Genomic DNA, 26,472 nt, shown 5'->3' on the forward strand with positions numbered 1-26,472 from the left:
ATTAATTCCCTTTACTCATATAAGATAAGCTTAACTTTCAAAAAAATCTGCAAATGGTTGCAATTCTTGATGCGTTGATCACAAAGGAGTGTACGCAATGACTGTCACGAATGCTGAAATACGCTTGACGGAGTTATTTGAAGAAATGGTATCCCTGCGACGTCATTTTCATCAATATCCGGAACTGTCTTTTCAAGAAGTCGAAACACCAAAAAAGATCGCCTCGTATCTCCGTGAACTTGGGATCGAAGTACGTGAACATGTTGGCGGAAACGGTGTCGTCGGTCGAATCAAAGGCGGTGACGGTCCGACCATCGCGTTACGCGCTGACTTTGATGCTCTTCCCATTCAAGATGTGAAAGACGTTCCATATCGTTCAAAAGTAAATGGTGTCATGCATGCTTGTGGACACGATGCCCACACAGCGACACTTCTCGTCCTCGCGAAAGTATTAACCGAGGTGTCACTTCCTGGAGACGTCGTATTGATTCACCAATTTGCCGAAGAATTATCTCCAGGTGGTGCCAAACCGATGATTGAAGACGGATGCCTCAACAATGTGGACTATATTTATGGTGCGCACATTTGGACACCGCTCCCTTTTGGAACAGTTGGTGTCAAAACAGGTCCTGTCATGGCCGCAGCCGATCGATTTGAATTGACGATTAAAGGAACAGGTGGGCACGGTGCGATTCCACAACATACGGTCGATGCCCTCATGGTCTCCGTGAACGTAGCAAATCATCTCCAACAAGTTGTCAGTCGACGCATCGACCCACTCGAACCTGCCGTGTTGACTATCGGGACGCTCCACTCCGGGCAAGCGTTCAACGTCATTGCCGAAGAAGCGAAGTTATCTGGTACCGTGCGGACATTCACTCGGGAGACGCAAGAAAAAATCATCTCCGATATGGAACGAATCATCCGTTCTGTCTGTGAGGCGAGTGATGCCGATTACGAATTGGAGTATATAAAAGGGTATCCTGCTGTCGTGAATCATGTGACCGAAACAGAACTCGTCCGCTTGAGCGCGATGGATGTCGTCGGGGCAGACGGTGTCATCGAAATGTCCCCGCTCATGGTCGGGGAAGACTTCGCTTACTATGTCGAGCATGTCCCCGGTAGCTTTTTCTTCACAGGGGCAGGGAATCCCGGGCTTTCAGCAATCTTCCCTCATCATCATCCTCGCTTCGATGTGGATGAACGGGCGATGTTGCACACGGCTCACGTCTTGTTAGGCGCTTTACAACGCACATGGATGACACATGAAAAAGAGGACTGATGCGACCGCATCAGTCCTCTTCTGTGATTGGTTCTTGTAGTTCTGAGACAAGCACTTGGTCGACACGCTTTCCGTCCATATCTACGACTTCAAAGCGAAGGCCGTACGCTTCGACCACATCGCCCCGTTTCGGGAAATCACCGAGTGCATAAATGACGAGTCCGGCAAGTGTGTGATACGAGTTGCGCCCTTCGTCGAATCGGTTATCCCGAATCTCAAACGTTCGTTTCAAATCTTCGATTCCAAGCAAACCGTCCGCTAAATATGACCCATCTTCGCGACGTACCACTTCCGGTGTATCCTCTTCAATCATGACTTCTCCGACGATTTCTTCCAAAATATCGAACAAGGTGACCATGCCAAGGAATCCACCGTATTCATCTAAGACGAAGGCAATCTCGACACCATTTTTCTGCATCATCTGAAGTACTTGGCTCGCCTCTCGTTGTTTCGGAACGATGAGCGGTTGCTTGATGCGCTTCAAAATCTGTGATGGCTCACGTAATGTCGGTAACGTCAAAATGTCACGGACATCGATATATCCGACAAAATCGTCGAGCGAGTCGCGACCGACCGGTAACTTGTTATGTTTACTTTCATAGATCGACTTCTTGATATCATCCATATCATCTTCTAAATCGACCCACTCAAGCGTCGTCCGAGGTTGCATGAGTTCATAGATCAATTGATCATGAAACGCAAAGACGCGTTCGACTTGCTGTACTTCTTCATGGGCGAACTGGCCTTGCTGTGCCCCCTCAAAGAGAAGCTGTTTAATCTCAAGCTCCGTCTCACCGCTCGTTTGTTCTGCTTTCAAGCCAAGCAACTTGAACAAAAAGAGTGTCGATTTCGATAAAATCCAAATGAATGGCTTCATCACTTTACTGAATAAATCAAGTGAAGGGATGATTGCCATCGTGACTTTTTCAGGAGACACAAGCGCAATTCGCTTTGGCACCAATTCACCGATGATTAAGGACAGATACGTAATAATCGTTACAACGACCACATAAGCAATCGTTCCGGCATACTGTGCACTCATTCCGGCTTGTTCAAACGCAGAGGCGAGTGGTGCCGAGAAGCGCGCACCCCCGTAGGCCCCGTTAATAATCCCAATTAATGTGATTCCGACTTGAACGGTCGACAACAAATCTGTCGGGTCTTTCGAATAATGAAGCGCAATCTTTGCACTTCGTTTCCCTCGATTTGCTTCAACCTCAAGTTTTGCAGGTTTCGATGAGATGAGCGCAATTTCTGTCATCGCAAAAATCCCGTTCAACACAATCAAAAACAAAACAATCAACAAATCAATCACTATGGAAGAATCCACTTTTTTCATCACCTCAGCTATTTTTTAAACCATACCGCTTCATTTTAACAAAAAATCGTTACCAACCTGTACCCGTTTTACTCAAAAAAATAGCCACTCCTCATGAAGTAGCTTCGTTGACTGCTTGTTTAGCGATGGCCGCTGTCTGAGACTGTTTAAAGAGAATGACCCCGACAAGAAGGATGGTAAGCCCTACAATTTGTCCAGCCGATAACGTGATTTGAGGCATCCCGAAGGCTCCATACAAATCGACGAGTAACGCCCAAATGAGTTGTGACACGAGAATGAGCGACACCGACAACGTTGGTCCAAGTAACTGGATACTCCGCATGACACAATAAACGACACCGACCCCAAGCAATCCACCGAGCCAATAGATTGGAGATAGCTCACGTAATCCGGCAAGATTTCCTCCAAATAATAACAACGGGATGATGGATCCGACAAGACCGACGATAAAGACTAATACCGTGGTGGCCCAGGCCCCTAAATTTGTATTCATTTTCGCGTTGACCGCCGCCTGTACACTAATAAATGCCCCAGCTACAGCCGAACAGATAATACCAAATAGCATATGACCTCTCCTCACTCATAAAACATGCCGTTCGCACGTTCTTTCAATCGCTCACTATTTAAAATGATGACTTCTTTTCTCGTTCGTTTCACTAATCCCTCATCGACAAATGCTTGTAACGTCCGGTTCAAGTGACGATAGCTCGTCCCAAGCCATTCCGCAACTTCTTTGCGCTTCAATTGACTCATCTCGGCTTGAAACAGTTCGTTCTCGGATTCACTAAGAGAAATCAAATAACCGGCCAATCGTTCTTCTAGTGTCGACATGAGGTGATTGGATGAGGCGTTCGCCTCGATGAATAGCTTTTCCGACACACCTCGTAACAGATGTTCCGTGAATTCGACCGTTCGGTTATGACGTCGAAGTGTCTCAAACGGGATTCGCAAACACGTCACCGGACCGACCGCTTCAACCGTATGCAAGACGTTACGTCCACTCGCATACTCGATATCTCCAATGAGCGTCGGGGCAGCCTTCAAACGTAGCAGACGCAACTTCCCTTCTTCACTGAGCGTATAAATTTTGACGCGTCCTTCGAGTACGACGAACAAGGATTCAATCTGTTGATCGTTTGAACAGAGCATCGTTCCGGATGCATACGTGACCACCGACGATGCCTCGAGCGTTTCGGTCGAAAAAAGATGATTCCACTGCAATCGTGTCAGTGCATCCATAATATTCATCATTAAAATTGAACTCCTTACGCAAATGTATAAATCCCGATACCAACGATCATCAAGACGAGTCCCATGACCTGTCCCGTGTTGACCGGCTTCCGTTTGACACCAAACCAACCGTTCAAATCGATGATAAAGGCTCCTACTAATTGTGCCACAAGCAATACACAGATTGCCCACGTCACACCTAACTGTTGAATCGCCGTCAATTCGCCGAATACAACGAATACACCGAATAGTCCACCCAAACTATAATACCAAGGTACGCGTTTAAAGGCAGTTAAATCTGCGTCTCGATTAAAAAAATAGATGGCGAGCGCTAACAGAAGTCCGACAAAGTGGACGATCGTGACAGACATCCACGCCCCTACCGCATCTCCCAATTTCGCGTTGAAGATTCCTTGTAGGGCGATAAATGTCCCAGATAATACAGCGAATAGAATTCCCATGTCATCCCCCTTTCTCTCCGTATGACTTTACGAAAAGAAAGATGACTTGAATAGGACATATGTCCAATATTAAAAAAAAGCAACTTCGAATCATCGAAGTTGCTTGATATATTATCCGAGTAATTTGACAAGCTCTTTCCCGACCGCTTCAGAAGATTGAGGGTTTTGACCAGTAACGAGTCGATCGTCAACAACCACGTTCACCGCCCAATTGTCAGCTCCCTTGAACTGTCCACCTTCATTACGTAATCCCGTCTCGAGTAAGAACGGAACAGCAGAATCAAGTTGCATTTCTTTTTCTTCAGCGTCAGTGAATCCTGTCACTTGTTTGTCTTTAACGAGCGGCTCATCGTTGCTGAGCTTCACATTGACCAATCCAATGGGTCCGTGGCAAACCGCCCCGACAATATTTCCATTTTCGTATACGTTGCGGACAACGCGTTGTAACGTTTCATTTCCTGGGAAATCAACGACCGTCCCGTGACCTCCTGGTAAATAAACGGCATCGTATGGTTCGTCTGCCACTTGATCGAGGCGAGCCGTATCTTTGAGCAATTCACGCGTATTTAATATATCTTCTGACAAGCCATCCTCTAAACTATTCGCATCGATTGGCACGTCTCCACCTTCGATACTTGCGACCGTCACTTTGTATCCTTCTTTTTCAAACAATAAGTAAGGAACGGCAAACTCTTCAAGCCAAAGTCCCGTTGCATGACCATTTGATAATTGATTCGCTGACGTTGTGACAATCAGTACATGTTTCGACATACTCAATTCCTCCTTCAAAAAAATCAACATACGACTCTAATGTTCCCGATTCATCATCTGTTAAACCCGGTGAGCTGCTTCGATGTCATAAGGTAGTTCTTTTTTTAACCTGGTGATTTATTCATCCTGCCTTTTTCCTTTAACCTTCTATACTGAAGGTGAGTTGCTATTTCGCCCTATGAAGGAGACATCCGCTATGACGAAACGAATAAATGATTGGGGGTTTCTCATTGTCGTCGCCATCATCATCCTGTTACTTGTGCTCGGTCAGTTGCCAATCTTCATGTAATCTTCACGGCCATTCGTTCACAAACTGTAGTATGATGTCGTTGTAAGCACTTACAATAAACCCAATAGGAAAGGATGAATTTCACTATGTCAGAACGTATTTTCATCAGTCCGGCTAAGTATGTGCAAGGGAAACAAACGATTGATCGCATCGGAGAGTTTGTCACTCACTTCGGTTCAAACGCTTTACTCATAGCGGATGATATCGTGTGGGATTTAGTAGGCGAACGCGTGACACAGTCTCTGCAGTCGAGTGATATCAAGGCGACAAAAGCAGATTTTGTCGGAGAAGCATCAAAGCATGAGATTACTCGCATCGCCACAGACGCTAAAGAGAACGGTACAGCGTTCGTTATCGGCCTTGGTGGCGGCAAGACGCTCGATACGGCAAAAGCGGTCGCAGATGAATTGGATGCCCGCATCGTCATTGTACCGACCATCGCCTCTACAGATGCGCCGACAAGCGCATTGTCGGTCATTTATACAGATGAAGGTAATTTCGAAAGCTATCGTTTTTATAAAAAGAATCCAGATCTCGTTCTGGTGGACACCGAATTGATTGCACAGGCACCGCCTCGCTTCTTAGCGTCAGGTATTGCCGATGCATTGGCTACGTGGGTCGAAGTGCGAAGCGTCCTTACATTTGGAGGCAAGACGATGGCCGGTGGTGTCCCGACGCTTGCGGCGGAAGCGATTGCTGAACGATGTGAAGAAGTTCTGTTCACGTACGGCATTCAGGCGTATGAGGCCGTCAAGGCAAAAGTTGTGACGCCTGCGCTCGAAGCCATCGTTGAAGCCAATACACTATTAAGCGGTCTCGGCTTTGAAAGCGGTGGCTTGGCTGCGGCCCACGCTATTCACAATGGATTCACCGCGTTAGAAGGAGACATCCACCATTTGACGCACGGTGAAAAAGTTGCTTTCGGAACACTCGTACAACTCGCACTCGAAGGGCGTCCTCAAGAAGAATTCGAGCAATATGTTGCCTTTTATATGGCGCTCGACTTACCGGTCACACTCGAAGATATTAAATTAAAGGATGCGTCTCGAGAAGATATCTTGAAAGTCGGGAAGGCCGCCACGGCAGAAGGCGAAACGATTCATAGCGGTTTCGATGTCACGCCTGAAGAAGTTGCAGACGCGATCATCGCGGCTGATCGCTACGCCCGTCTTTATCAAGAGCGTTTATGAAAACAGCGAGAGGAAGCTCACACGGCTTCTTCTCGCTGTTTTTTGTTTAGGAAGAATGATAAGAGAATTCCGACTCCCATACAGCCGACTGTCAGAAAAAAGAACGTCAGCTGGTTCATGTAAATGATATTTGTGAATTGATTCCATCCTTCTGCGTACGACTCATTGGCTGACAAACGAATCCCTTCTCGAAGAGACACCGCCTGAGAGTGATTCGTCATCCAAGCAATGGCGGCCATGATGAAACTTCCGATTGCTAACCCAATCTTTCCAATCGGTCGGACGGATGCGACGACTCGATGCGTCAAACGGATGGTGACCCAAATGAACAATAAAAGAAACGGCCATCCGATCAAGAGAGCAATCCAGTACAGGTTCCCTTCACTCGGTGTCTCCGAATAAGGGGTCGTCATCACTTCGCCGAGCTTAAAGATTCCAAACGTGATCAACGTCACGATAAACCATGCCTTTATTAACTTTTCCATCTCAACACCTCGTCCTTAGTATAGCAAAAACACCGTATGCGTCTGCATACAGTGTTTAGTCTTTCGGTCGGATGGCATAATAAATCAAGATGACAAGCCACGTCCAAACTCCTGTGAAAATCCCGATAATTCCGATGATGAAAAAACCTAACGGAATCATCGATTTCGTTCGATTGTAGTCCTTCCACATATTCGATAGCCCTTTAATATTAAAGTATAAAAAGGCAAAGAACAGGACGAGCAATAACAGTGGTAATCCAAATAAGACTTCCATTCGCTCACTCCTTTCTACGATTTCATTCGTTATGTTTATTGTATCTGATTTGGTACCTCGTTTCATCGGACCCAAGCTGTATCCTTATCCGACCTAAAGATGGATAAAAGATGCTCAGTCCATCAAGAAAACGGGAAAAGGAACATCATCTAACTCATGAGGAGGCGGTTTGCCATGAAGTCCCTGCGTATTTTGATCATTTGTCTGCTCCTGTTTCAGACGTCGCCGGTGACAGCGGCATCATCGTCCCCACAACCAGGCTATACCATCAAAACAACCTATTTATACGGTCGGGCGATGCAATCTTCTCCCGTACTAAAGACGTTACGAACGAATGTCCCTGTTCGTTACACCACTTATAACCGAAGCTGGTCGAACGTCTACATCGGAAATACGAAATACTTCACTCCATCTGCCAACTTAAGAGCCGGTATACCTAAAATGCCTTCTGCCGACCGTTTACGACTCGTCAACAAAAAATATGGTCTCCCGTCCACTTATCGTTCCCCACAACTTGTCACCTTAACCGTCCCAACTGTTTATCAAAAAGGAAGCGAACGTACATTGATGACAGCGGAAGCCGCTTACGCGCTAGCGAAACTGTATTACGCAGGTCGAAAGCAAGGTCATACGTTATACGCCCTTAGCGCCTACCGATCTTACTCGACCCAAAAATCGCTCTATGCCTATTATGTCAATACCCGCGGAGTCGCATACGCTTCAAAATATGTGGCACGTCCCGGTCACAGTGAACATCAAACCGGTCTAGCGGTTGATATGACGAGTCAACGGATGCGTCTAGGGTTATATGCCTCCTTTGACCAATCGCCTGAAGGAAAGTGGATGATTCAAAACGCCCATCGATATGGATTCATTGTCCGCTATCCGAAAGGAAAAGAAAAAATTACCGGATACAATTACGAGCCTTGGCATTTGCGTTATGTCGGGGTCAATGAAGCGACGATGATGAAGCAGAAGAACTGGACGTTTGAAGAATGGTGGAACAAACGTTGAGTGAGCATCCTTTTTCAAGCATTTCCCCATTCAAGTTATAATGGAGTCATCTTATTCGTATAGGGGGAAATGTGTGATGTGGATTGTGATGAACAAACTAGATGTTGAAAAAGGAAAAGCCGATGCGGTCAAAGCACGCTTCGAAACGACAAAAGGAATCGAAGCGATGGATGGCTTTGTCCGGATGCAAGTGTTGACGGATACGTCCGATGTAGCGATGGATCATGTCGTCATCATGACCACATGGCGTGATGCGGCAAGCTTTGAGAACTGGCGCGACAGCAATGCCTACAAGCACGCCCATAAGAAACGAGATGACGGGACGTCGGAAGTAAAACCAATCATCCTCGGCAATACTGTGACTCAATATGATGTCGCCATCGAGCATCTCGCATCAACGGAGAGCGTTCAATAAGTCTTGAGGACGAATGATGCCGAGTAGCGGTTCATCCGGACTACCCGTCTTCGTAATAAGAAGTGCGTCGTAGCGCGCACCTTCTTTCATTTGAGTGAAGCTGTGTTGCGCCTCGATGACCGTCGTGTCTTTTTGAATGAATCGATACCGATGCATATGCGGGTCGTGATGAAGCACATGTTTCACGCGAACTCCTTTGAGTGATAAGTTGGTTCCGTCGATGGTTTCGGCCAGCCAACTTGTCACTCCTTTTTTCGTCAACAAACCACGCCAAGAGCCGTTGGCGTGATATACAGGGAACTGTGAGTAATTCTTATCACGAATTTCTCGAAGCACTTCCGTCAAAAAATCTTCGGACTGAAACGTCACCACCGATTTCGCAAATAAAGGAATGACGAGACGGGGATGAAGCAGCTCTTGCTCCACTTCTAAAATCAATTCAACGAGCGACTCATGTGGCTCTGCGATAATAAAATCAGGTTCCCGCCGCTCATGGACGATGGCATTTCGCAGTTGACTCATTTGATGTAAATCTTCTTTATAGCGGTCGATGATTGGATTTTGTTTCGCAAGACGATTCACCATATTGCTAAAACTAAAATGCTTACCATTTCCCATTTCTCGACTCAAGTAGTCTTCAATACGGTGGTAAGATGCTAAAAAGTCTTCAGCACGACTCATGTAATCAACCTCCTTAACGATACATGTATACCCTCTTTTTCATCATTTGAGCAGGAAACCGTCGATTCACTCCGAATGACTTTAAGATCATCTTGATTATTGAGGAGATCTGTCATGGCTACTTCTGTACCATCAACACCTAAAGTTTCACCACCACCCACGTTTCCGGCGGGGTGACGGGAGGGATCCCCGTCGCAATTGGATAATCCCGTTTGCCGTCGCCTTTGGTGCTGTATTCGGGGTATACGCCTTTCAAACCATACTATAAAGGAGCGGCACACAAGGTGCTGCTCCTTTTTTATGCCGAGATGGCTTCCCTACGAAGCTGTACGAACAGATCTACAAATTCTGCGTCCCATTGCGTTCCACGCCCACTCTCTAAAATTGAGAGCGCCTTTTCAATCGGCATGCCTGAACGATATGGGCGGTCTGAAGTCATCGCGTCATACGCATCGGCAATGGCCATGATTCTTCCAAACAGCGGAATATTCTCTTCGCTTAAACGATCCGGATACCCTTTCCCGTCGATTCGCTCATGATGTGACCGAACGCCGGCCAAAATTGGCTGAAGTGATGTGGGTAAATGAATTTGACTCAAAATATGAATCCCGATTGTCGGATGTTCCTGAATTTTTGAAAACTCTTCATCTGTCAATTTCCCTTCCTTCAACAATACATCATCGCGAATCCCGATTTTCCCGATATCATGAAGAAGTGCCGACTTATTGAGTAAATCGATTTGGGTACTCGACAAACTAAGTGCACGGGCAAGCTCGACCGAGTACATCGCTACACGCTCCGAATGTCCTGCTGTGTAAGGGTCACGTGCATCGAGTGTTGCCGCAAATAAAATGAAGAGACTATCTAAAAGTTGCGCGTTTTCCTGTTCCCGCTTATTTACTGTCTCTACCATTTGATTGAATCCACCAATCAATCGGGCGAACTCATCTAAGTACGGATTCTCGATTTTTTGAAGTTGTCCCGACTCCATTTGTTCGATACCTGATGTCAAAAATCCGATGGGGCGTTTGATATTGTCATACAACAAGAAACTGCACAAAACTGCAATTCCAATGATGATTATGAGAATAATGAATGCCCAGTTCCAGTACGTATCTATCCGTGTCGATGTCGAAAGTTGTACACTTGAAGCCAACATAAATAATAGGATGGGAAAGACACCCGTAATGAGCATGCTAATCAATAATTTTGTTCGCACACTGAACGACTGATATGTTGTTTGGACCGGTTGGCGATACAACTCATAGTGTCTCTCTTTCATATACACAAGTAATGGCTCGACTGACCGAACCGTTAAAAAATATTCAATCAACGCATGGAGCACGGCAATCATCACGGCACCGATTGCGGCTAAACCAATCAAACGATAGGGTAAATTAATCCAATCATTATAGATGCAAACAGTCGTTACGCCGATAGCCGGGATGGATAGTCCAAACAAATGAGGACCGAGAATCCGCTGTATCGTCAAAATCGGAAATCGGCTCGCCTGATCAAACGCTGATGTCAATTCGTCCATTGTCGAGGACTCGGTCGTAAAGAACTGTCGAATCGGTCGAATATGGCGACGATATAAGAGTAGTTCAGACGTAATCATGACCATCCCTGAACCTAACATGATGGTCAGAAGTAATAACATCTCTTGCCTTGATAATTCAAGCGTCTGAAAAATAAAGACGCCCCCTACACCAAAAACGGCCAACCCTGAGCCAATCACATAGTTTACAATAAGTGTCCGTTGAAATCGTTCGAACATTCCCCTCACCTCTGTACTCTTTTTCTTCTATCACTGACATTCTTTTCTTTTACTATCGACCGGACTCTTTCTAAGTTGAACACAAAAACGGACCTCCACATGGGAGATCCGCTAAAAGATAAATTATGGGCGTAATGGACCCTCGTTGTCATCAAGAGAGCGATTGTCTTGGTCTGGAGTGATATTTTCATGGAACGGATTCGATTCCGGTCCGTCAACATGATCATCCTTTGATTCAGAAACATCTCGCTTCATCTCTTGCTTCGATTGTTCCGCTTCACGTTTCGACTGCTCAACACCCTGTTTTGCTTGGCGTTTCGCATCTTCCGCTTCGCGGCTCATCTGCTCTTTTTCCTGCTCAAGTCCTTCTTTCGAGACTTCTGTTTCATCGATACGTTGCTCGGCCTTTTTCAAGTAGCGTGCCGCCGTTTCGCGTCCGCCAAGACCGAATGCAAGACCGAAAGCGAGAGCAACGGCTCCAAGAATAAGAAGGAAGGCCGTATTGACAATCATCGGCGCAATGCCGAGCTGACTGATCGCCATGAAGAAGACGAGTCCGAGAATCGCATACTTCGCCACATAGCGAAGCGCGCTCGGTTGTCCCGCTCTATCGACAAGGACACTTCCGACCAAGCGCTCTGCCATGTTAGCCAACCAGAAGCCGATTGCTAAGATGATGAGCGCTGCAATGACCATCGGCAAGTAAGCAAAGATGGCTGTTGCAAGGGACGCCATGAACTCAAGATTCGCGACTTGAAGCGCTTCTGATACGAAGAGTAAAATTACGATGACTTGTACGACCACACCAACCACTTGGGCAATCGACATCGAAGTCGCACGTTCTCCGAAGCCCATTTTTTGAGCCAGTGAATTGACGCCAAGGTTCTCAAGGAGCGATACGACGACACCTTTCAACCATTTCGCGACGAACACACCAACAAGGACGAGCACAATCGCAACGAGAATGTCTGGAATCATGACCAAGACATCATTGAGCATCGCAATCGCTGGTTCAGAGATTCCACGAATATCAAGCGCCTCAAGCGCTGAAATCGTCACAGGAATCATGATGAAGATAAAGACGATTGTACCGATTGCTTTCGCAAGACTCGATCCTTTTACATAATCAGAAAGATGGAATCGCTCTGCTAATCGATTTAACCCTGCTGCTTCTAGGAACTTCGTCAAAATGTCGCGTACAATTTTTGCGACCACATATCCGATTGCGAAGATGAGTGCCGCTGCGACAAGTTTCGGAATGAATCCGAGGAAACTGTTCAACAAGTCTTCGAATGGTCCGCTGACCCCACGAAGTCCGAGTGCATCAAGTACAGCTGGTAACGCTAATAAGAGAACGAGATAGAAGACGATATTTGCGACCGTGTCTACCCATTTCGTTTGGTTGACACTGGTCGATTCTTGTCCCGTCTTTTCCATCAACTTGCTCAAATTCAAGCGATGTCCTGCCATTTGAATCCCTTTTTTCAGAAGGGTAGCGATGACCCAAGCAACTAGCAAGATCAAACCTGCTTTAATGACACCGATAATCAATCCTGAGAAGCCTTCATAAATCTGACTGAACGGCTCGGTAATTGCAGGAACGTTCATAAATTCAAAGATGATTAAGAATGCGAGAAGTAAGACCCCGAAAAACACCACTTTTGCGATAATGCGTTCAGGTGTCCACTTCTCTCCTTTTTCCCCATCTTTTTTAATTCCGGCCCGCTCATCGAGTCGTGCCTTCTTCAATACTTTTCGTGTCACATTTTCCAAAACTTTTGCCAAAATATACCCGACTACAAGAATAACAATTGCCAGCAAAAGTTCCGGTAACCATGACATGAACGAATCAAAGTTATACGTTGTATCGTTCATCAACCCTTCCTCCTTTTTTGTATGAAATGATTGCAGTGTTACTTCTTACATACCTATATTTCAAAACTATCAAACCTCATGAAAAAGGCATTTCTTCCAGATGGCTCTTACGATTCAATGGAAATGGGTACTTAAGTAAGAAAGAAATCGTGTCAAATCACGCGATATATGATACGAATAACAAGAGAAGTCATTTTAGGAGGAATCGCTATGAATATCGCTTTAGTGGCTCACGACAAAAAGAAAGATGATTTAATCGTTCTCATCAAAACGTATGCACATATTCTAGAAAAGCATCAGTTGTTCGCGACCGGCACGACGGGTAAACGAATTGCCGAAGCGACCGGCTTACCTGTACATTGCTTCCGTTCCGGGCCGCTTGGAGGAGACCAAGAAATCGGAGCTGCTGTTGCTCGCGGTGAAATGGATATGATTATCTTCTTCAGAGACCCGCTGACCGCACAGCCTCATGAACCGGACGTGAGTGCGCTCATGCGTCTTTGTGACGTTTATTCCATTCCACTTTCGACGAATATGGGAGGAAGCGAGATTTTGATTCGAAGCATCGAACAAGGTGATTTCGAGTCGCTGAAGCTCTCTCACAATGACGAACCACCTGCCTGACGATGACAAACCAAGAAAGGAGAGGAATCTCCCTGGAACCAAATCTGATTCACGACCCAAACGTTCAACAGTTTTTCAACGAAGTGCGGAAGCGCCTCATTGAACTGGTTGAAGATGAGACGGAAGCGGACCGTCTTCTGCTTGCACTCGCCGGCTATATCCGTCATGCGGAGAAGAGCGGACAGTCGTTAGATAGTCTTTTAAATCAAGACCCTCACGAGTACGCCCGCTTCCTCATTGAACAACCCGAGACAAATGAAGAATATCGTCTGCGTTACCATGTGTTGATTGATGCTTCTGATGAATTAAAACCTCATGAAAAAGCCCAAGCAAACCGAGACTTCGATTGGACAGTCAATCAACTCGATGAAGCAAATCTTTCTTTAAAAGAGATCGAAGTGCGTGACCTGGCATTTCTCGCCTATACAAAAATCGAAGCACTCAAATCATCGCGCACCATTTGGAACCGTTTCGGCTGGTTGCTCGGTATGATTTTGGCATTTGCTTACGCCAACTTATTGCTCGTCATCGATGATGTATTTAGTGGGCGCTTGTTCAGTGCCCCCATGTCGACATATCCGGTCGATTATTTAGCCTTCCTGCTGCCTGTCCTCGTGACCGGTGCCATTTTCGGCACATTGACCCGCTTCCGTCACCATATTCAGACGCTTGGAAGACGCATCGCATTCGCATCCCTCATTGTCGTTGTCTATATCACGTCCATTTTTTTGATTCAACCGCTCTTAATCACACTCGGTTGGTCATTCGTCATTCAATTAAGTCCACTGTATGCGCTCATTTTATTAGCGATCAGTAGCTTCATGGCAATTTGGACATTGATTGAATTCGTATGGAAGAGCACACGCTGTTCACTCGGTGACGATTCGCTTATGCTTTATTACTAAATCTACGCCATTCCTACAAAGGGATGGCGTTTTTTGTTTCAATCGTCGATAGAACGGAAATTACTCCTATTGTGACGCTTGTTGGAGATTGTCGAATTTTTAAAGGGGGTATTCGATGTCAGATCGTAAAATGATTGGTCTGTTTCAGACGGAACAGGAAGTCATACACAAAGTAGAAGAGTTGAAGGCTGCAGGGGAAGCTGAAAAAAATATGCACGTCGTCGCCAAGCGAGACGGCGAAATCTCCGCGCTACGTGACCACACGGATGTGAACGCCGAATCCGGAGTTCGAGACGTGAATTGGCTCGATCGTGTTAAAGCATTCTTACACGGCAGTGACCGAATCCGTGATGAACTGCGCAACATGGGGCTCAATGACGCAGAGGCAGAGCAATACTATGATGCCATCGATGAAGGACAGATTTTACTCTATATCGATCGCCATTCGTATGACCGTTATCCAAATATGTATAAAAAAGATAGCGAACTCGATCATGATAAAGGAGAAAAGGCAGATGGGATTGCCTTTGATGCGAAACCATTCAATGATCATGACAAGAAACCAAAAGGAACAAAAGAGGACCCGATTGTACGCGGTCATTCTGGATTAGAAGATCACCGACGATTATAAGGAGGAACGATTATGAATGAGAAACGATTCATCAGTATGCACGATACACAAGACGCAGCACTTGGAAAAATTGAAGAGTTACGGGCAAAAGGATATGAAGACTCACACATTTACGTCGTGACGAAACATGAAGACAACGTGTCAATCTTGAGACGTGATACGGACGTTCATACAGAGTCGACTCATCAGGCGAGCTGGTTCGATAAAGTTCGGGCTTTCTTGAGTGGACATGAAGACGTTCATGCTGGTTTGCGTAACATGGGACTCAGTGAAGATGAGGTGAAACGTCACTATGACGATGTTGAAGCCGGAAAACTTCTCGTCTACGTGGATGAAGACTTTGAACGCCGTCACCAAGATGGTGTGACAGTCGACGCGAAACCGTATCAAGACGCATCGTCAACACATCTCGGTAGTCACACAGACGATGGTTTAGAAATCGACTCAAAACCATATCAAGAAACTCAAACCGTCGACCCGAGTCATCCGGTAGACCCTGAGCAAGATAAAATTGATAAAGAAACAAAGCAACGTGATCGTGAAGAAAAACTACGTGGGCTCGATGATCGTGCCTACCGTAATGATGTAGAAGATCCAGATAATATCCGACGCTTTTAATAAAAAAGCCTGACGCGTGCGCGTCAGGCTCAGCTTGTTGACGAACCAGGTCGCATCTTGCGACCTGGTTCGTCCTTTTTTGTGGTTCCCAGTTTCTTGAGGCGTTCTGCCCCCATAAAATTGAAGAAATGCTATGTAGACAGTCTTTTCTGGCCAACAGATTGGCCAGTTTCTTCATTTTTTGTGCGGTGGCTGCCACCAGATTGGCGCGTTGGACCTTCTTGATCCCCCTGTAGAAGGTGAAACGGAGCCCGTGGAGCTCTTTCCCGTCGGCAATTGAGCGCTCGACCGTCTGTGGACGAAGCCGATAGGCCTGGCTGATCGTCGAATGGTCGGGCACCTTCTCGTCGACGACGGGTGGGATCGGTGTTTACCGTCCCTTTCCCCTTTTGGACAGATTCGAAGTATGTACCGGGCTTTTTCTTCGGCCATCGAGGCCTCAGAAAAAGACAAACGGCCGCCAGATGACGACCGTTTGCGTTGCTCGCCCGACGGCGCCCCGACTCCTGCAGGAAAGCAATCCGACGGAGACCCAGCAGCGACCCAAGTCGCGATGCGGCTCCGGGATTGCCTGCGGAAAGCGTGGGCGCCGGAAAGGCGAGCGATATTATTCATGTTAGTCAACAGCCTGAGCCTGACGCGTGCGCGTCAGGCTTTCTTACGTCAATCGATTCTTCGGTTCTTTCCCTTCGAGCACGTTCTCAATCGCTTCTCGATTCAATGCCATCATCGCCAGACGTGTCCGAATCGAGGCACTTCCGATATGCGGCAATGTTGTCACGTTCGGAAGCTTCAATAATGGATGATCAAGATCGATGGGCTCTTTAGTGAACACATCTAACCCTGCTCCCCAAATCTTCTTCGCCTTTAACGCTTCATACAATGCTTGTTCATCGATGATCTCTCCACGAGCCACATTGATGAAAATCGATGTTTCTTTCATCTTGGCAAACTCTTTAGCTCCGAGCATACCTCGTGTCTCGTCCGTGAGCGGTGCGAGAACGATGACGAAGTCAGATTGCTCCAACAGATCATCGAGCTCTGCATACGTGAAGCCGTACATCGACTCTGACTCATGACGACGTGTCCGGTTGTGATAGAGCACATCCATATCAAATCCTCTCGCCCGGCGTGCGACCGCTTCACCAATCCGTCCCATGCCGATAATGCCGAGCTTCGCTTGATAGAGATCCATCCCGACATATCCCATCGGAAGCCAAGACTTCCACTCGCCAGCACGTAAATCACGTTCGGCCTCACCGAGACGTCGGGCCGTCATCATCATCAGTCCAAACGTCAGGTCCGCTGTCGTTTCCGTCAAGACGTCCGGAGTATTCGTCACGATGACCCCGTTCTCTTTCGCTGCGTTCAAGTCGATATTGTTATATCCTACAGCCAAGTTTGAGACGACTTCCAAATTGTTTGCTGTTTCAAACACTTCACGATCAATTGTGTCACTAAGCATCGTCCAAAGTGCATGTGCCGCGGCGGCTTCTTTTAGAAGAACTTCACGTGGGACACTTTGTCCCTCATGTTCCCACATGCGTACGTCATAGTGGTCACGAAGTGTTTCGACTGCCTCTTCAGGCAATCGGCGTGTAATATAGATTCGTTTTTTCAACTTTCTCCCCCTCTCTACACTTACTTGTAGTCTAACAAATGAGAGTCGTTATGACGGTTTATCCGTCTTCGGATTTTGTTTCAAGAACTGTTCGAACAGTGAGCCGAACTCTTGATTCAACAACTGCTCAATCGTTTTCGAAGAATCCATTGCGTTTCGATAAGCGATTTCATTGATGGCCAGACCAATTGCCCATGTGATGCCTGATGCGACGGTCGCGTTAATGACGCCGGCCGCCATATTCGCCCCAGGAAAAAATTTCATTACATTTAACAGAAGAGTCTTCGATAACGTTCGACCGATTTGTGGAATGATTGTGCTTCCGATGAGTGTCTTCAGTAAATCGTCACTTGCTTTCACACCCCAATAGCGGAATAAATGAACGCTCATTGTCACCTGGATAGGTGTCAACGCCACCGCATCTGCAAATGGGAGTGGTACTGCAGCAGCTGTTCCCGCGCTCGCCACATAACCTGAAATGATGCGATTCGCCTTTTTACGCTTTAGCTTAAGCATCGCCTCACTTTCTGCCTGAATTTCCATCAGGAGTCCTTCCTGCAAGGATGCATCTAACTGTTCGACCGACCAAACAATCAATCGCTCCCAATCTACATGTTGTCGCAACGCTTCGTTGTTTATGATTTCTCGGGCGATACTCACTTGGAAGATGGATTCCTCTACTACTATTCCATTCAGTTCATTTCGTAGTGCTGTCAGTTCATCCAGGTCTACTTGATCAATTTGAGTAAATAAGACAGCCACAGCCGTTGATTCACTTAGGCGACGAATGAGCGTTTTATCGAGAGGTGTGACGCGCTTCGTTGCGGCGTTGATGGTATACCACACGAGATGAATTCGATCAGACGCTTCCTTTCGTCTATTATTCTCCACAAAACCGATGACTTCTTCCTCGTAATGTTGCTGTCGCGCACTTCCGATTTCATACCCTTCGCTGTCAAACAAGGTGACCGCAATGTCATCATTTTTATATTGATGAATCCCTCTTGTAACCGGTTCTCCGGCAGCCACTTTCGTCAAATCACGTCCAAACACATAGTTCACGACCGAACTCTTTCCCGCTCCCGTCGCTCCAGCAATGAGGATATTTGGTTTTTTCACATTCCCACGCAGTCGTTCAAGTTCTGCCTTTAAATCATAATCCTTAAAATCAAACCGCTTCGTCGATTCCATTCTCATTTCCCCCTTTATGAGTTAAGCGTTTGTCCCAGCTGGCGCATCTCGCGCTCAAAACCACGTCGAATCTCTTCTTCAATCGTTTGTCTGACGGATGCGTATTGCTGCTCGATGGCTTTTTTAATGCCTCGTTCTGCCGTTCGACGCTTGAATGCCCAGTAAATGAAGTGCACTCCAGGAACCATACCGAGGACCATCTTTCGCACCGTCTTTCCGAACGAATAGTCAAATCCGAGTTCGACTCGCCTTGTCTTGAATAGTTGATTTGCCTGTTCACCGACTAACGGGTACCGTTGCATGAGTTGGATGTAATGACGTACCCCTTCTGCCATCGCATCTTCCGTTGTCAGGGCAGCCTGTTCGAGCGTTTTTTCTAAGTCTTTCTCGATGTTACGCGCTTTCCAGCTGATCATCGCTTGTGGCGTCAGCATGCGAATTTTTTCCGCCGAAGTGATGCTGCGTATTCGCCAATCCTCTAACTCTTCCACCAGATGATTCGTTAGATTGATTGGAAGCTTTCGTTCGATGTCTCTCCAAAGGTTCGTCCGATTACGCTTCCACACCTCTTCATATCCGTTCACCGGGATGCGCTTTCCCGTCAGTAACGTTTTCTCGACACTGTTTACCCGGATGATGTTCTCTTCTTCAATCGGAAGTTCACGCAACAACACTTGTTCCATCGCCGAGGCTTTCTGTACACTCATCGGATCTTCTTCATTGAAGTTGGTTAAAATGAGAGTGACGTTGCTACCTCGTGCATATAGCGGTTTTAAAATCGACTCGAGCTCGTATGCCTCGACTCGTCCCGACTGTACCGACAGCAAGTAGTAAATCGTATGAAACCACTCTGCGATATCGAGCGCCCCTTCGCGCTCATGGACGATAGATAATATTGCTTGGTGCCACTCCTCGGAACGGTCTGCCTCAAGCCCCCATGTATCAAAGAACCGAAACAAGATGCCCCGCTCTAAGTCGTAATACTCGTACTCATGAAGTCCTTCTGAGGTGACCGGACTTCCGGCCCTAGATTCAGCGACGTCGTGTCCGTATATATAGTTAATGAACGCACTCTTTCCAACGCCGGTCTTTCCGGCAATCAAAATATTCGAGACGAGCCCTGTCCGATCCATACGCTACCTCCCCATACGTTGTATAGTTCAATTATACCGAACGGACCGATTTCAAACGTCCATCGAAAGGATGATTCTCATGCTTCACCATGTCGAACTGTACGTATCCAACCTAAATGAAAGTGTACGTGCTTGGGAATGGCTTCTATGTGACCAACTCGGATACACGCTCTATCAATCATGGCCGGAAGGTCGAAGCTATCGTTTCGGCGATACATATCTCGTATTCGTACAGACGGAAGAAGACCATCTCACTCCGTCCTATCACCGAAAAAAGACCGGTCTCAATCATTTGGCGTTTCATGCCACCTCGCTCACACAACTAGAAGATATTCGTCAACAGCTGACGTCACACGGCTTCCAAGAGCTTTACGGAGACCGCTTTCCCCATGCGGGTGGCCCAGACTATACAGCACTGTTTTTCGAAGACCCAGATCGTATCAAAGTTGAACTCGTGGCAACGATGTGAACGGTTTCGTGAGAACTTCTTGAAAGTTTGTGAAAACAATTGCAAACTATACGTCGACCTCCTAGACTGAAAGGGTCTAAAGGAGGTCTTCTTATGGAAAAGCAAGTCATCGATTATATGGAAGAAGCCGCATTTAAAAAATCATCGTTGCTTCAGCATTCATTTTCTAAATATGTGTTACGGTCGATTATCGCCGGCTTTTTAATTGGCATTGGAGTTGTCTTCTCATTCACAGTCGGAAACATGTTCATCGATGTCCCCGGAACGATGCTCATTGCCGGTGCTAGTTTCTCGGTGGCACTCGTCTTCATCGTTTGGATGGGTGGAGAACTATTTACGAGTAATACGATGTATCTCTACACCGGGGCAAAACGGGGACGTGTCGCTTGGTTAGACTTAGCGAAAATATGGGGAATCAGTTGGATCGGCAACTTGATTGGCGCCGTCATTTTATCTCTTCTCGTCATCGGAGCTCACAGTATGGGCGAGGTAACGGGTGATCATTTGCTCGCTGTCGTTGCGGCGAAAAAAATCGGCGGAGATGCCCTTGCGATTTTCCTAAAAGGGATTTTGTGTAACATTCTCGTTTGTCTGGCTATCTTTATGCCACTAAAAACAAATAACGACGTCGCAAAAATCATGCTAACGATGATTCCAGTCGTCGTATTTTTTGCTGCCGGGTTCGAACACTCGATTGCGAACATGGGTGTCTTCGCACTTGCGCTTCACTATGTGCCGTCAGAACTCATCAACTTCAGTGGCGCCCTTTACAATCTATTCTTCGCCACACTCGGTAACATTGTCGGGGGTGCGTTGTTCGTGGCCGGAAGTTACTTGTATTTAAATAAAACTGAAATGGAACAAGCCGTCAAGCCAATCCGTCAACGTGCATAAAAAGACAGGGACCCCAATTAGCAGGGTCCCTGTTTGTTGCGTGATGCATTATGATTTTGAAGCGTCAGCAGCGGCTGTTTGAACAGAACCTTGTGCCACCTCGTCTTCTTCGACGTCCCAGCACTCTGTGTTTTCGATACCGAGTTTACGAGCTGAGAAGCGTGGGTTGAGACCTTGAGCACGTTGCTCTTCGTAGTCTTTAAGAACTTTGAAGGCAACACCACCAAGCAATGTGATGGCTGTGATGTTGATCAATGTCATTCCTGCCATGAAGAGATCAGCGAGGCTCCAAACGAATCCGAGGCTCGCAACCGCTCCGATGAAGACGAATGCCATTGTCGCAAGACGGAATCCAAGGACTGCACCTTTACTCTTCTTGATGAATTCGATGTTCGTTTCACCGTAGTAGTAGCTTCCTGCAATCGAGCTGAATGCGAACAAGAAGACACTGATGGCGATAAATGCCGGGGCGAGTGCTCCGATTTGTTCAGTCAAAGCATTTTGAAGGAGGACAATCCCTTCACCATTCCCTGAAGCGTAGCTATCTGAGAGAAGAATGATGGCTGCAGTTGCTGTACAAACAATCAACGTATCCAAGAATACACCGAGTGATTGAAGGAAACCTTGCTTCGCAGGGTGTGATACTTCAGCTGCTGCTGCAGCGTTCGGTGCAGAACCCATACCAGCTTCGTTCGAGAAGAGTCCACGACGAACACCCATAGAAATCGCGGCACCGATTGAACCGCCGACTGCTTCGTCTAAACCGAATGCACTTTGGAAGATCATCGCGAAGACGGCTGGGAGTTCAGCAAAGTTGACAACAACAACGTAGAGCGCGATTACAAGGTACAACACGGCCATGACCGGTACGACGATTGCCGAGAAGTTAGCGACACGTTGTACTCCACCGAAGATGACGAGACCAGTAAGAACAACCAAGATTGCTCCACCGATGACTGCATCGACACCGAATGCGTTATCGAATGCTGCAGCGATCGTGTTCGATTGAACAGAGTTGAAGATGAGGCCAAATGTGACGGCGATGAGAACCGCAAATACGATTCCTAGTGCACGGTTATTCAAACCTTTTTCGATGTAGTACGCTGGGCCACCGCGATAAGCGACATCGTCTTTCACTTTGTATACTTGAGCCAATGTACTTTCAATCATGGCTGTGGTGCCACCGAGAAGGGCGACGATCCACATCCAGAAGACCGCTCCCGGTCCACCGAGTGTGACGGCTACCGTGACCCCTGCAAGGTTACCTGTACCGATTCGAGTCGCAGCACCGATAAAAAATGATTTCATTGGTGTGATACTCTTGCCATCTTTTGATGGTGTCACGTCCGACTTATCCGTGACCGCACGGAACATTTCTTTTAAGTACCGGAACTGCATAAATCGTGTTTTGACTGTGAAATAAATCCCGGCTCCAACGAGTACGGCGATCAATACGTACGACCATAAGATGTTGTTCAAAAAGTCGACGCTTCCTTGTAGCAAACCTTGAATCGCTTCCATGAATAAGTTCCTCCCTGTTGTGTGAATCTGAAGTTGAGATTTTTTATGATGTCTTAGTTCTGAATTATACAAAGATTCTGAAAATTATCAACAATTTTTTTATAGGTTACTTCACTGTTTTTTCACATCAATGAATCATGATTCCTTATACAAACTCATTTAAAGCGCTTACAATAATAATGTTTAGAAATATTAAATCATGATTGTTTTTGATGACCATGAAACGAATATTCAAAAAAAACAGCCACTCTTTTCGAGTAGCTGTCGTCTTAAATACCAGTACGTTTCTTCTGGTTATTTGGTTTTTTCGTCAATTGACTCGTTAATGGTTTTTGTTTCGTACCATGTAAACCTGTCGGAACCTTTGTCTGGTTCTGTTTCTTTTCTGCTAGCTTTTGTTTCATCGCCTCTTGAAAAGATAATTTTTTCTCACTCATCTTACTCACCTCCAGCTTCGATCACTTTCACACGACCGACCTGTCCATCGCTCAAACGCACTTTGATTCCGTGCGGATGACGTGGCGAGTTCGTCAATATATCCTGAACGACGCCTTTCGTCAGCTTTCCGCTTCGTTGATCTTGTTTCAAAACGATTTGGACATGGAGCCCTGGGCGAATGTCAGCACGTTTCGTTCCATCCATACCCGACACCCCTTTCCATTTAGTCAATCTCTATCATATGCTCTTTTCCCGTATTTGTCACAGTCTATCCCATATACCGATTTGTCGCATCGCATCCGTCACGTAACTTTGATCGGTCTGTAGTGTCTTCTCGGGAAGCGGATGATGGAATTGCAAGCTGACTCCTCGATGCGAAAAGATGACGTTGATGATCGTATTTCCATCGATATCATGGAGCGTCGCCGTTCCTTGAAGGGAATGGAAGGCCGAGGCGAACGCCTCTCCAAAATCGAGATACGTTGTCACAGTGGTTACAACACGTTGCTCATCCATCATCAAGTTTACTAGTTCGCGGCTCGCGCTTATGATGACGACTCGTGCTACCTCGTTCCCATTTGAAAATTCAATCGTATGCATCCTCATCTCACCTCACATTCAATAGAGGTACCCTCCTCAGAAGGTACCTCTCTATCATAAACGATATAGACGGGCTGCGAATGGTCGCAACATAAATGTCTCGGTCTCAATCGTCTCCGGATCAATTTCATTCGTCATGACGAGCGTAGCGCCCGCTATTTCTGGAATTGTCACTTCTGCCGGGTTGGCAGTCAAGTTGACGACCACGAAAAATCGATTGTTCTCAAATGAACGTTCATAGACGAAGGCTTGCTTGTGCTCTGGCAAGACGTCACGATAACGACCATACGTAAACGTCTCTTCGGCTCGGCGAAGTCGAATCATCTCCTTGTAGAATGATAGGATTGAGTGTTGATCGTGTTGCTGCGCCTCGACGTTAAGCGTCTCATACTCTTCATGAATCGGCATCCATGGTGTTTTCGTCGAGAAACCAGCATGAGGCGACGCATCCCATTGAATCGGCGTTCGCACGTTGTCACGTGAGGTCCCCCATACTTGTTGCATCGAATCGATTTCACTCATCCCGTTCGCAATCCGTTCGAAATACTCATTTTTTGTCGCGACATCATCATAGTCATGAATGGACGGGAGGGGCACGTTCTTCATCCCAATCTCTTGTCCTTGATAGATGAATGGTGTGCCGTGCATAAAGAAATACATCATCCCAAGAGCCGTGGCACTCTCACGCCAGTAATGTTGCTCATCCCCAACGAGCGAGACCGCTCGCACCATATCATGATTTTCAATGTATAGTGCGTTCCAACCGGTTTCGAGTAAACCTTGTTGCCATTTATCAAAGATTCGTTTCAACTCGACGACATCGAGCGGGGCAAGACGTGACCGTCGCATAATATCGACATGGTCAAAATGAAACGCCATATTCATCGCGCCATTTTCCGGTCCCATCCAAAGATCCGCTGCTTCCGGTTCAATCCCGTTCGTTTCACCAACGGTCATAATATCGTATTTCGAGAAAGTCTCCCGCTTCATCTCTTGAAGGTAGTCATGGATTCCATCGATATTCGAATACATCGAGAACGCCGTGACGACCGGTTTGCCGTCCGGAGATGGAAGCATCGTCCCCGTCGGCATCTTTTTAATGTGACTGATTGCATCGACACGGAATCCGTCGACGCCTTTATCGAGCCACCAATTGATCATATCGTAAACAGCCGTTCGTACTTCACGATTCTCCCAGTTCAAATCAGGTTGCTTCTTCGAGAAGACGTGTAAGTAATATTGATCAGTCTCTGTATCGTATTCCCAGGCAGAGCCGCCAAAGATACTCGCCCAGTTGCTCGGTGGTGCACCTTCTTTACCATCTCGCCAAATGTACCAATCCCGTTTCGGATTGTCTTTCGAACTTTTCGACTCTAGGAACCATGGATGTTCGTCCGACGTATGGTTGACGACGAGATCGAGCAACAGCTTCATCCCACGCGCATGTACAGCCTTTAGCAAGGCGTCGAAATCTTCCATCGTCCCGAACTCTTCCATAATATCTTGGTAATCACTAATATCGTATCCGTTGTCATCGTTCGGCGATTTATACATCGGACAAATCCAGATGACATCAATCCCAAGGTCTTCTAAGTAATCAAGCTTTTCAATGATTCCACGAAGGTCTCCAATCCCATCCCCGTTCGAATCTTTGAAACTTCGTGGATAGATTTGATAGGCAATCGCCTCTTTCCACCATACACGACTTATTTTTGTTTGTTTCGTTTGGCTGAACAACGTCTCCATACGGCACCGTGCCTCCTACAATAAGGTATGATTCACATCTACCATAGCAATAGTGCAAGCGTTTGCAAAGAATCAGTCCATAAAAAAATGCAGTTTTTACACTGCATTTTGATGATGCGCCCCCACCTGTTCACAGAAAGTCGTAATCAGCTTCGACAAATGCTTCCAATCATGGTCCATCGTCGCGACGTGATACGAGTTTGGAAGTACTGCATATTCCTTTTTACCTTGCAGCTGATCAAACAACCAGATGGAGTCAGCTGGCGGAACGACATTGTCGACAGCTGAATGAATGACATATGTCGGCACATCCACCGATCCGACGTGTGGTCTCACCTCATCGATCAATGAAAGTAATTCCCGGATTGCCCTTGTCGGAACGCGGTCATAGACGATCTCATACACATCTTCTGCCAAGATATCCGGAGCGTCCTCATCGATGAATCGACACTCGGTATCAGACGCATGACACGCATATCCAGGTACGGACAGTGCGGCATTGATTGTCACGATTGCGTCTGCTTTTCCTTCGAGAGCTGCTTTGAGTGCTAGTGTTCCACCCATTGACTGACCGACGACAACGACAGTCTGACACGACTCGCGTAACCTTTCAATTCCTTCGATCACACTCTGATACCAACATCGATATGTCGAACATCGAAAGTCTTCCGGGTCTGTCCCATGCCCTTTCAAACGTGGTGCGTAAACAGTAAACCCTTGCTTCATCAGTTCAATTCCGACATCTTGTACACTTTGAGGCGTCCCATTAAAGCCGTGACAAAGCAAAATTCCAATCTCGTTTCCTTCATAATAAAATGCGCCTGCTCCAGGAATGACTGAGTAGTTGATTACTTCCATTACTTCCTCCTTATAATTCTCACTTAACCGATATAATTAATTTGTATTAGAGAATTGTAAAAGTTATCGATGTAATCGTCAAGTTCTTCAGGCTATACTCACTTTGTCGTCAGTCAAGCATAGTGGCTATCGGCAATTCC

The 26,472-nt window shown here is 46.5% G+C and carries 29 protein-coding genes and 1 pseudogene; 10 read left to right on the plus strand and 20 right to left on the minus strand.

The genetic code is table 11. From position 1 onward, the window contains the following. Positions 1–97: 97 nt before the first annotated feature. Positions 98–1,282 carry an amidohydrolase gene (locus tag P400_RS14780; RefSeq protein ID WP_051545925.1) on the plus strand — a complete coding sequence of 395 codons (1,185 nt, stop codon included), beginning with the start codon at positions 98–100 and terminating at the stop codon, positions 1,280–1,282. A gap of 10 nt (positions 1,283–1,292) precedes the next feature. On the opposite strand, the gene P400_RS0101920 is transcribed toward P400_RS14780, so the two are convergent. The 5 genes from P400_RS0101920 to P400_RS0101940 all read right to left on the minus strand — a co-directional run bounded on the left by P400_RS0101920 (position 1,293) and on the right by P400_RS0101940 (position 5,083). Further along, positions 1,293–2,621, minus strand: a complete 1,329-nt coding sequence (locus P400_RS0101920; RefSeq protein ID WP_034770728.1) for a hemolysin family protein — start codon at positions 2,619–2,621, stop codon at positions 1,293–1,295. A gap of 91 nt (positions 2,622–2,712) precedes the next feature. Next, on the minus strand, positions 2,713–3,186 hold the full coding sequence (locus tag P400_RS0101925; RefSeq protein ID WP_026824634.1) for a DMT family transporter: 474 nt from the start codon (positions 3,184–3,186) through the stop codon (positions 2,713–2,715). 11 nt (positions 3,187–3,197) lie between these two features. After that, positions 3,198–3,872: a Crp/Fnr family transcriptional regulator gene (locus tag P400_RS0101930; protein WP_026824635.1), complete on the minus strand. Its 675-nt coding sequence runs from the start codon at positions 3,870–3,872 to the stop codon at positions 3,198–3,200. Positions 3,873–3,886: 14 nt separating this feature from the next. Continuing rightward, complete coding sequence (locus P400_RS0101935; RefSeq protein ID WP_026824636.1) at positions 3,887–4,312, minus strand: DMT family transporter; 426 nt, start codon at positions 4,310–4,312, stop codon at positions 3,887–3,889. 111 nt (positions 4,313–4,423) lie between these two features. Further along, positions 4,424–5,083 (minus strand): type 1 glutamine amidotransferase domain-containing protein, encoded by a 660-nt coding sequence (locus tag P400_RS0101940; protein ID WP_026824637.1) that lies wholly within the window; start codon positions 5,081–5,083, stop codon positions 4,424–4,426. 375 nt (positions 5,084–5,458) lie between these two features. Between P400_RS0101940 and P400_RS0101950 the strand changes: the two genes are divergently transcribed. Then, positions 5,459–6,562, plus strand: a complete 1,104-nt coding sequence (locus P400_RS0101950; protein WP_026824638.1) for a glycerol dehydrogenase — start codon at positions 5,459–5,461, stop codon at positions 6,560–6,562. 17 nt (positions 6,563–6,579) lie between these two features. Here P400_RS0101950 and P400_RS0101955 read toward each other — a convergent pair whose 3' ends face one another. Together P400_RS0101955 and P400_RS0101960 are read right to left on the minus strand one after the other, a co-directional pair. Beyond that, positions 6,580–7,047 carry a hypothetical protein gene (locus tag P400_RS0101955; protein WP_026824639.1) on the minus strand — a complete coding sequence of 156 codons (468 nt, stop codon included), beginning with the start codon at positions 7,045–7,047 and terminating at the stop codon, positions 6,580–6,582. A gap of 55 nt (positions 7,048–7,102) precedes the next feature. After that, positions 7,103–7,321, minus strand: coding sequence for a hypothetical protein (locus P400_RS0101960; RefSeq protein ID WP_026824640.1), 219 nt, complete (start codon positions 7,319–7,321; stop codon positions 7,103–7,105). Between the two features lie 174 nt (positions 7,322–7,495). On the opposite strand from P400_RS0101960, the gene P400_RS0101965 reads away from it, so the two are divergent. Together P400_RS0101965 and P400_RS0101970 are read left to right on the plus strand one after the other, a co-directional pair. Continuing rightward, positions 7,496–8,335, plus strand: coding sequence for a M15 family metallopeptidase (locus P400_RS0101965; RefSeq protein WP_026824641.1), 840 nt, complete (start codon positions 7,496–7,498; stop codon positions 8,333–8,335). A gap of 76 nt (positions 8,336–8,411) precedes the next feature. Further along, entirely contained in the window at positions 8,412–8,750 is a 339-nt protein-coding gene (locus P400_RS0101970; RefSeq protein WP_026824642.1) for an antibiotic biosynthesis monooxygenase, read from the plus strand. Here the strand turns inward: P400_RS0101970 and P400_RS0101975 are convergent. From P400_RS0101975 to P400_RS0101985, 3 genes are all read right to left on the minus strand, one after another. Continuing rightward, the gene (locus P400_RS0101975) at positions 8,730–9,431 is read right to left on the minus strand and encodes a CBS domain-containing protein (RefSeq protein WP_026824643.1); all 702 of its coding nucleotides are present in this window, start codon (positions 9,429–9,431) and stop codon (positions 8,730–8,732) included. The two genes, P400_RS0101970 and P400_RS0101975, sit on opposite strands and share 21 nt — an antisense overlap. A gap of 298 nt (positions 9,432–9,729) precedes the next feature. Further along, positions 9,730–11,208: an HD-GYP domain-containing protein gene (locus P400_RS0101980; RefSeq protein ID WP_026824644.1), complete on the minus strand. Its 1,479-nt coding sequence runs from the start codon at positions 11,206–11,208 to the stop codon at positions 9,730–9,732. A 123-nt stretch (positions 11,209–11,331) separates the two neighbouring features. Continuing rightward, positions 11,332–13,083, minus strand: a complete 1,752-nt coding sequence (locus tag P400_RS0101985) for a mechanosensitive ion channel (protein WP_026824645.1) — start codon at positions 13,081–13,083, stop codon at positions 11,332–11,334. 210 nt (positions 13,084–13,293) lie between these two features. Here P400_RS0101985 and P400_RS0101990 point away from each other — a divergent pair, with 210 nt between their 5' ends. The 4 genes from P400_RS0101990 to P400_RS0102005 all read left to right on the plus strand — a co-directional run bounded on the left by P400_RS0101990 (position 13,294) and on the right by P400_RS0102005 (position 15,861). Beyond that, positions 13,294–13,707: a methylglyoxal synthase gene (locus P400_RS0101990; RefSeq protein WP_026824646.1), complete on the plus strand. Its 414-nt coding sequence runs from the start codon at positions 13,294–13,296 to the stop codon at positions 13,705–13,707. A gap of 2 nt (positions 13,708–13,709) precedes the next feature. Beyond that, positions 13,710–14,612 carry a hypothetical protein gene (locus tag P400_RS0101995; protein ID WP_235181816.1) on the plus strand — a complete coding sequence of 301 codons (903 nt, stop codon included), beginning with the start codon at positions 13,710–13,712 and terminating at the stop codon, positions 14,610–14,612. 115 nt (positions 14,613–14,727) lie between these two features. Continuing rightward, a complete protein-coding gene (locus P400_RS0102000; RefSeq protein WP_026824648.1) occupies positions 14,728–15,243 on the plus strand; it encodes a general stress protein in 516 nt (171 codons plus the stop codon). A 12-nt stretch (positions 15,244–15,255) separates the two neighbouring features. Next, a complete protein-coding gene (locus P400_RS0102005) occupies positions 15,256–15,861 on the plus strand; it encodes a general stress protein (protein ID WP_026824649.1) in 606 nt (201 codons plus the stop codon). 226 nt (positions 15,862–16,087) lie between these two features. On the opposite strand, the pseudogene P400_RS15785 reads toward P400_RS0102005, so the two are convergent. From P400_RS15785 to P400_RS0102020, 4 genes and pseudogenes are all read right to left on the minus strand, one after another. Continuing rightward, positions 16,088–16,201 (minus strand): annotated as a pseudogene (locus tag P400_RS15785) (hypothetical protein); the annotation flags it as partial. A 318-nt stretch (positions 16,202–16,519) separates the two neighbouring features. Next, complete coding sequence (locus tag P400_RS0102010; RefSeq protein WP_026824650.1) at positions 16,520–17,482, minus strand: 2-hydroxyacid dehydrogenase; 963 nt, start codon at positions 17,480–17,482, stop codon at positions 16,520–16,522. 48 nt (positions 17,483–17,530) lie between these two features. Then, entirely contained in the window at positions 17,531–18,673 is a 1,143-nt protein-coding gene (locus P400_RS0102015) for a YcjF family protein (protein ID WP_026824651.1), read from the minus strand. A gap of 14 nt (positions 18,674–18,687) precedes the next feature. Next, positions 18,688–19,806, minus strand: coding sequence for a GTPase (locus P400_RS0102020; RefSeq protein ID WP_026824652.1), 1,119 nt, complete (start codon positions 19,804–19,806; stop codon positions 18,688–18,690). 79 nt (positions 19,807–19,885) lie between these two features. On the opposite strand from P400_RS0102020, the gene P400_RS0102025 reads away from it, so the two are divergent. Both P400_RS0102025 and P400_RS0102030 read left to right on the plus strand, forming a co-directional pair. Next, on the plus strand, positions 19,886–20,275 hold the full coding sequence (locus tag P400_RS0102025; RefSeq protein ID WP_026824653.1) for a VOC family protein: 390 nt from the start codon (positions 19,886–19,888) through the stop codon (positions 20,273–20,275). Positions 20,276–20,368: 93 nt separating this feature from the next. Then, entirely contained in the window at positions 20,369–21,169 is an 801-nt protein-coding gene (locus P400_RS0102030; RefSeq protein ID WP_026824654.1) for a formate/nitrite transporter family protein, read from the plus strand. Between the two features lie 48 nt (positions 21,170–21,217). Here the strand turns inward: P400_RS0102030 and P400_RS0102035 are convergent, their stop codons facing one another. The 6 genes from P400_RS0102035 to P400_RS0102060 form a co-directional block, all read right to left on the minus strand. Then, the gene (locus tag P400_RS0102035; RefSeq protein WP_026824655.1) at positions 21,218–22,690 is read right to left on the minus strand and encodes an alanine/glycine:cation symporter family protein; all 1,473 of its coding nucleotides are present in this window, start codon (positions 22,688–22,690) and stop codon (positions 21,218–21,220) included. A gap of 269 nt (positions 22,691–22,959) precedes the next feature. Further along, positions 22,960–23,127 carry a hypothetical protein gene (locus P400_RS15690; protein WP_015880321.1) on the minus strand — a complete coding sequence of 56 codons (168 nt, stop codon included), beginning with the start codon at positions 23,125–23,127 and terminating at the stop codon, positions 22,960–22,962. Between the two features lies 1 nt (position 23,128). Continuing rightward, positions 23,129–23,332 (minus strand): YwbE family protein, encoded by a 204-nt coding sequence (locus P400_RS0102045; RefSeq protein ID WP_015880320.1) that lies wholly within the window; start codon positions 23,330–23,332, stop codon positions 23,129–23,131. 57 nt (positions 23,333–23,389) lie between these two features. Further along, positions 23,390–23,728 carry a hypothetical protein gene (locus P400_RS0102050; RefSeq protein ID WP_026824656.1) on the minus strand — a complete coding sequence of 113 codons (339 nt, stop codon included), beginning with the start codon at positions 23,726–23,728 and terminating at the stop codon, positions 23,390–23,392. Positions 23,729–23,782: 54 nt separating this feature from the next. Next, positions 23,783–25,438, minus strand: a complete 1,656-nt coding sequence (locus P400_RS0102055) for a glycoside hydrolase family 13 protein (protein ID WP_026824657.1) — start codon at positions 25,436–25,438, stop codon at positions 23,783–23,785. 132 nt (positions 25,439–25,570) lie between these two features. Then, positions 25,571–26,332, minus strand: coding sequence for an alpha/beta hydrolase (locus P400_RS0102060; RefSeq protein ID WP_026824658.1), 762 nt, complete (start codon positions 26,330–26,332; stop codon positions 25,571–25,573). Positions 26,333–26,472: the final 140 nt, after the last annotated feature.

This window comes from Exiguobacterium marinum DSM 16307, from assembly GCF_000620845.1.
Classification (GTDB): Bacteria; Bacillota; Bacilli; order Exiguobacteriales; family Exiguobacteriaceae; genus Exiguobacterium; species Exiguobacterium marinum.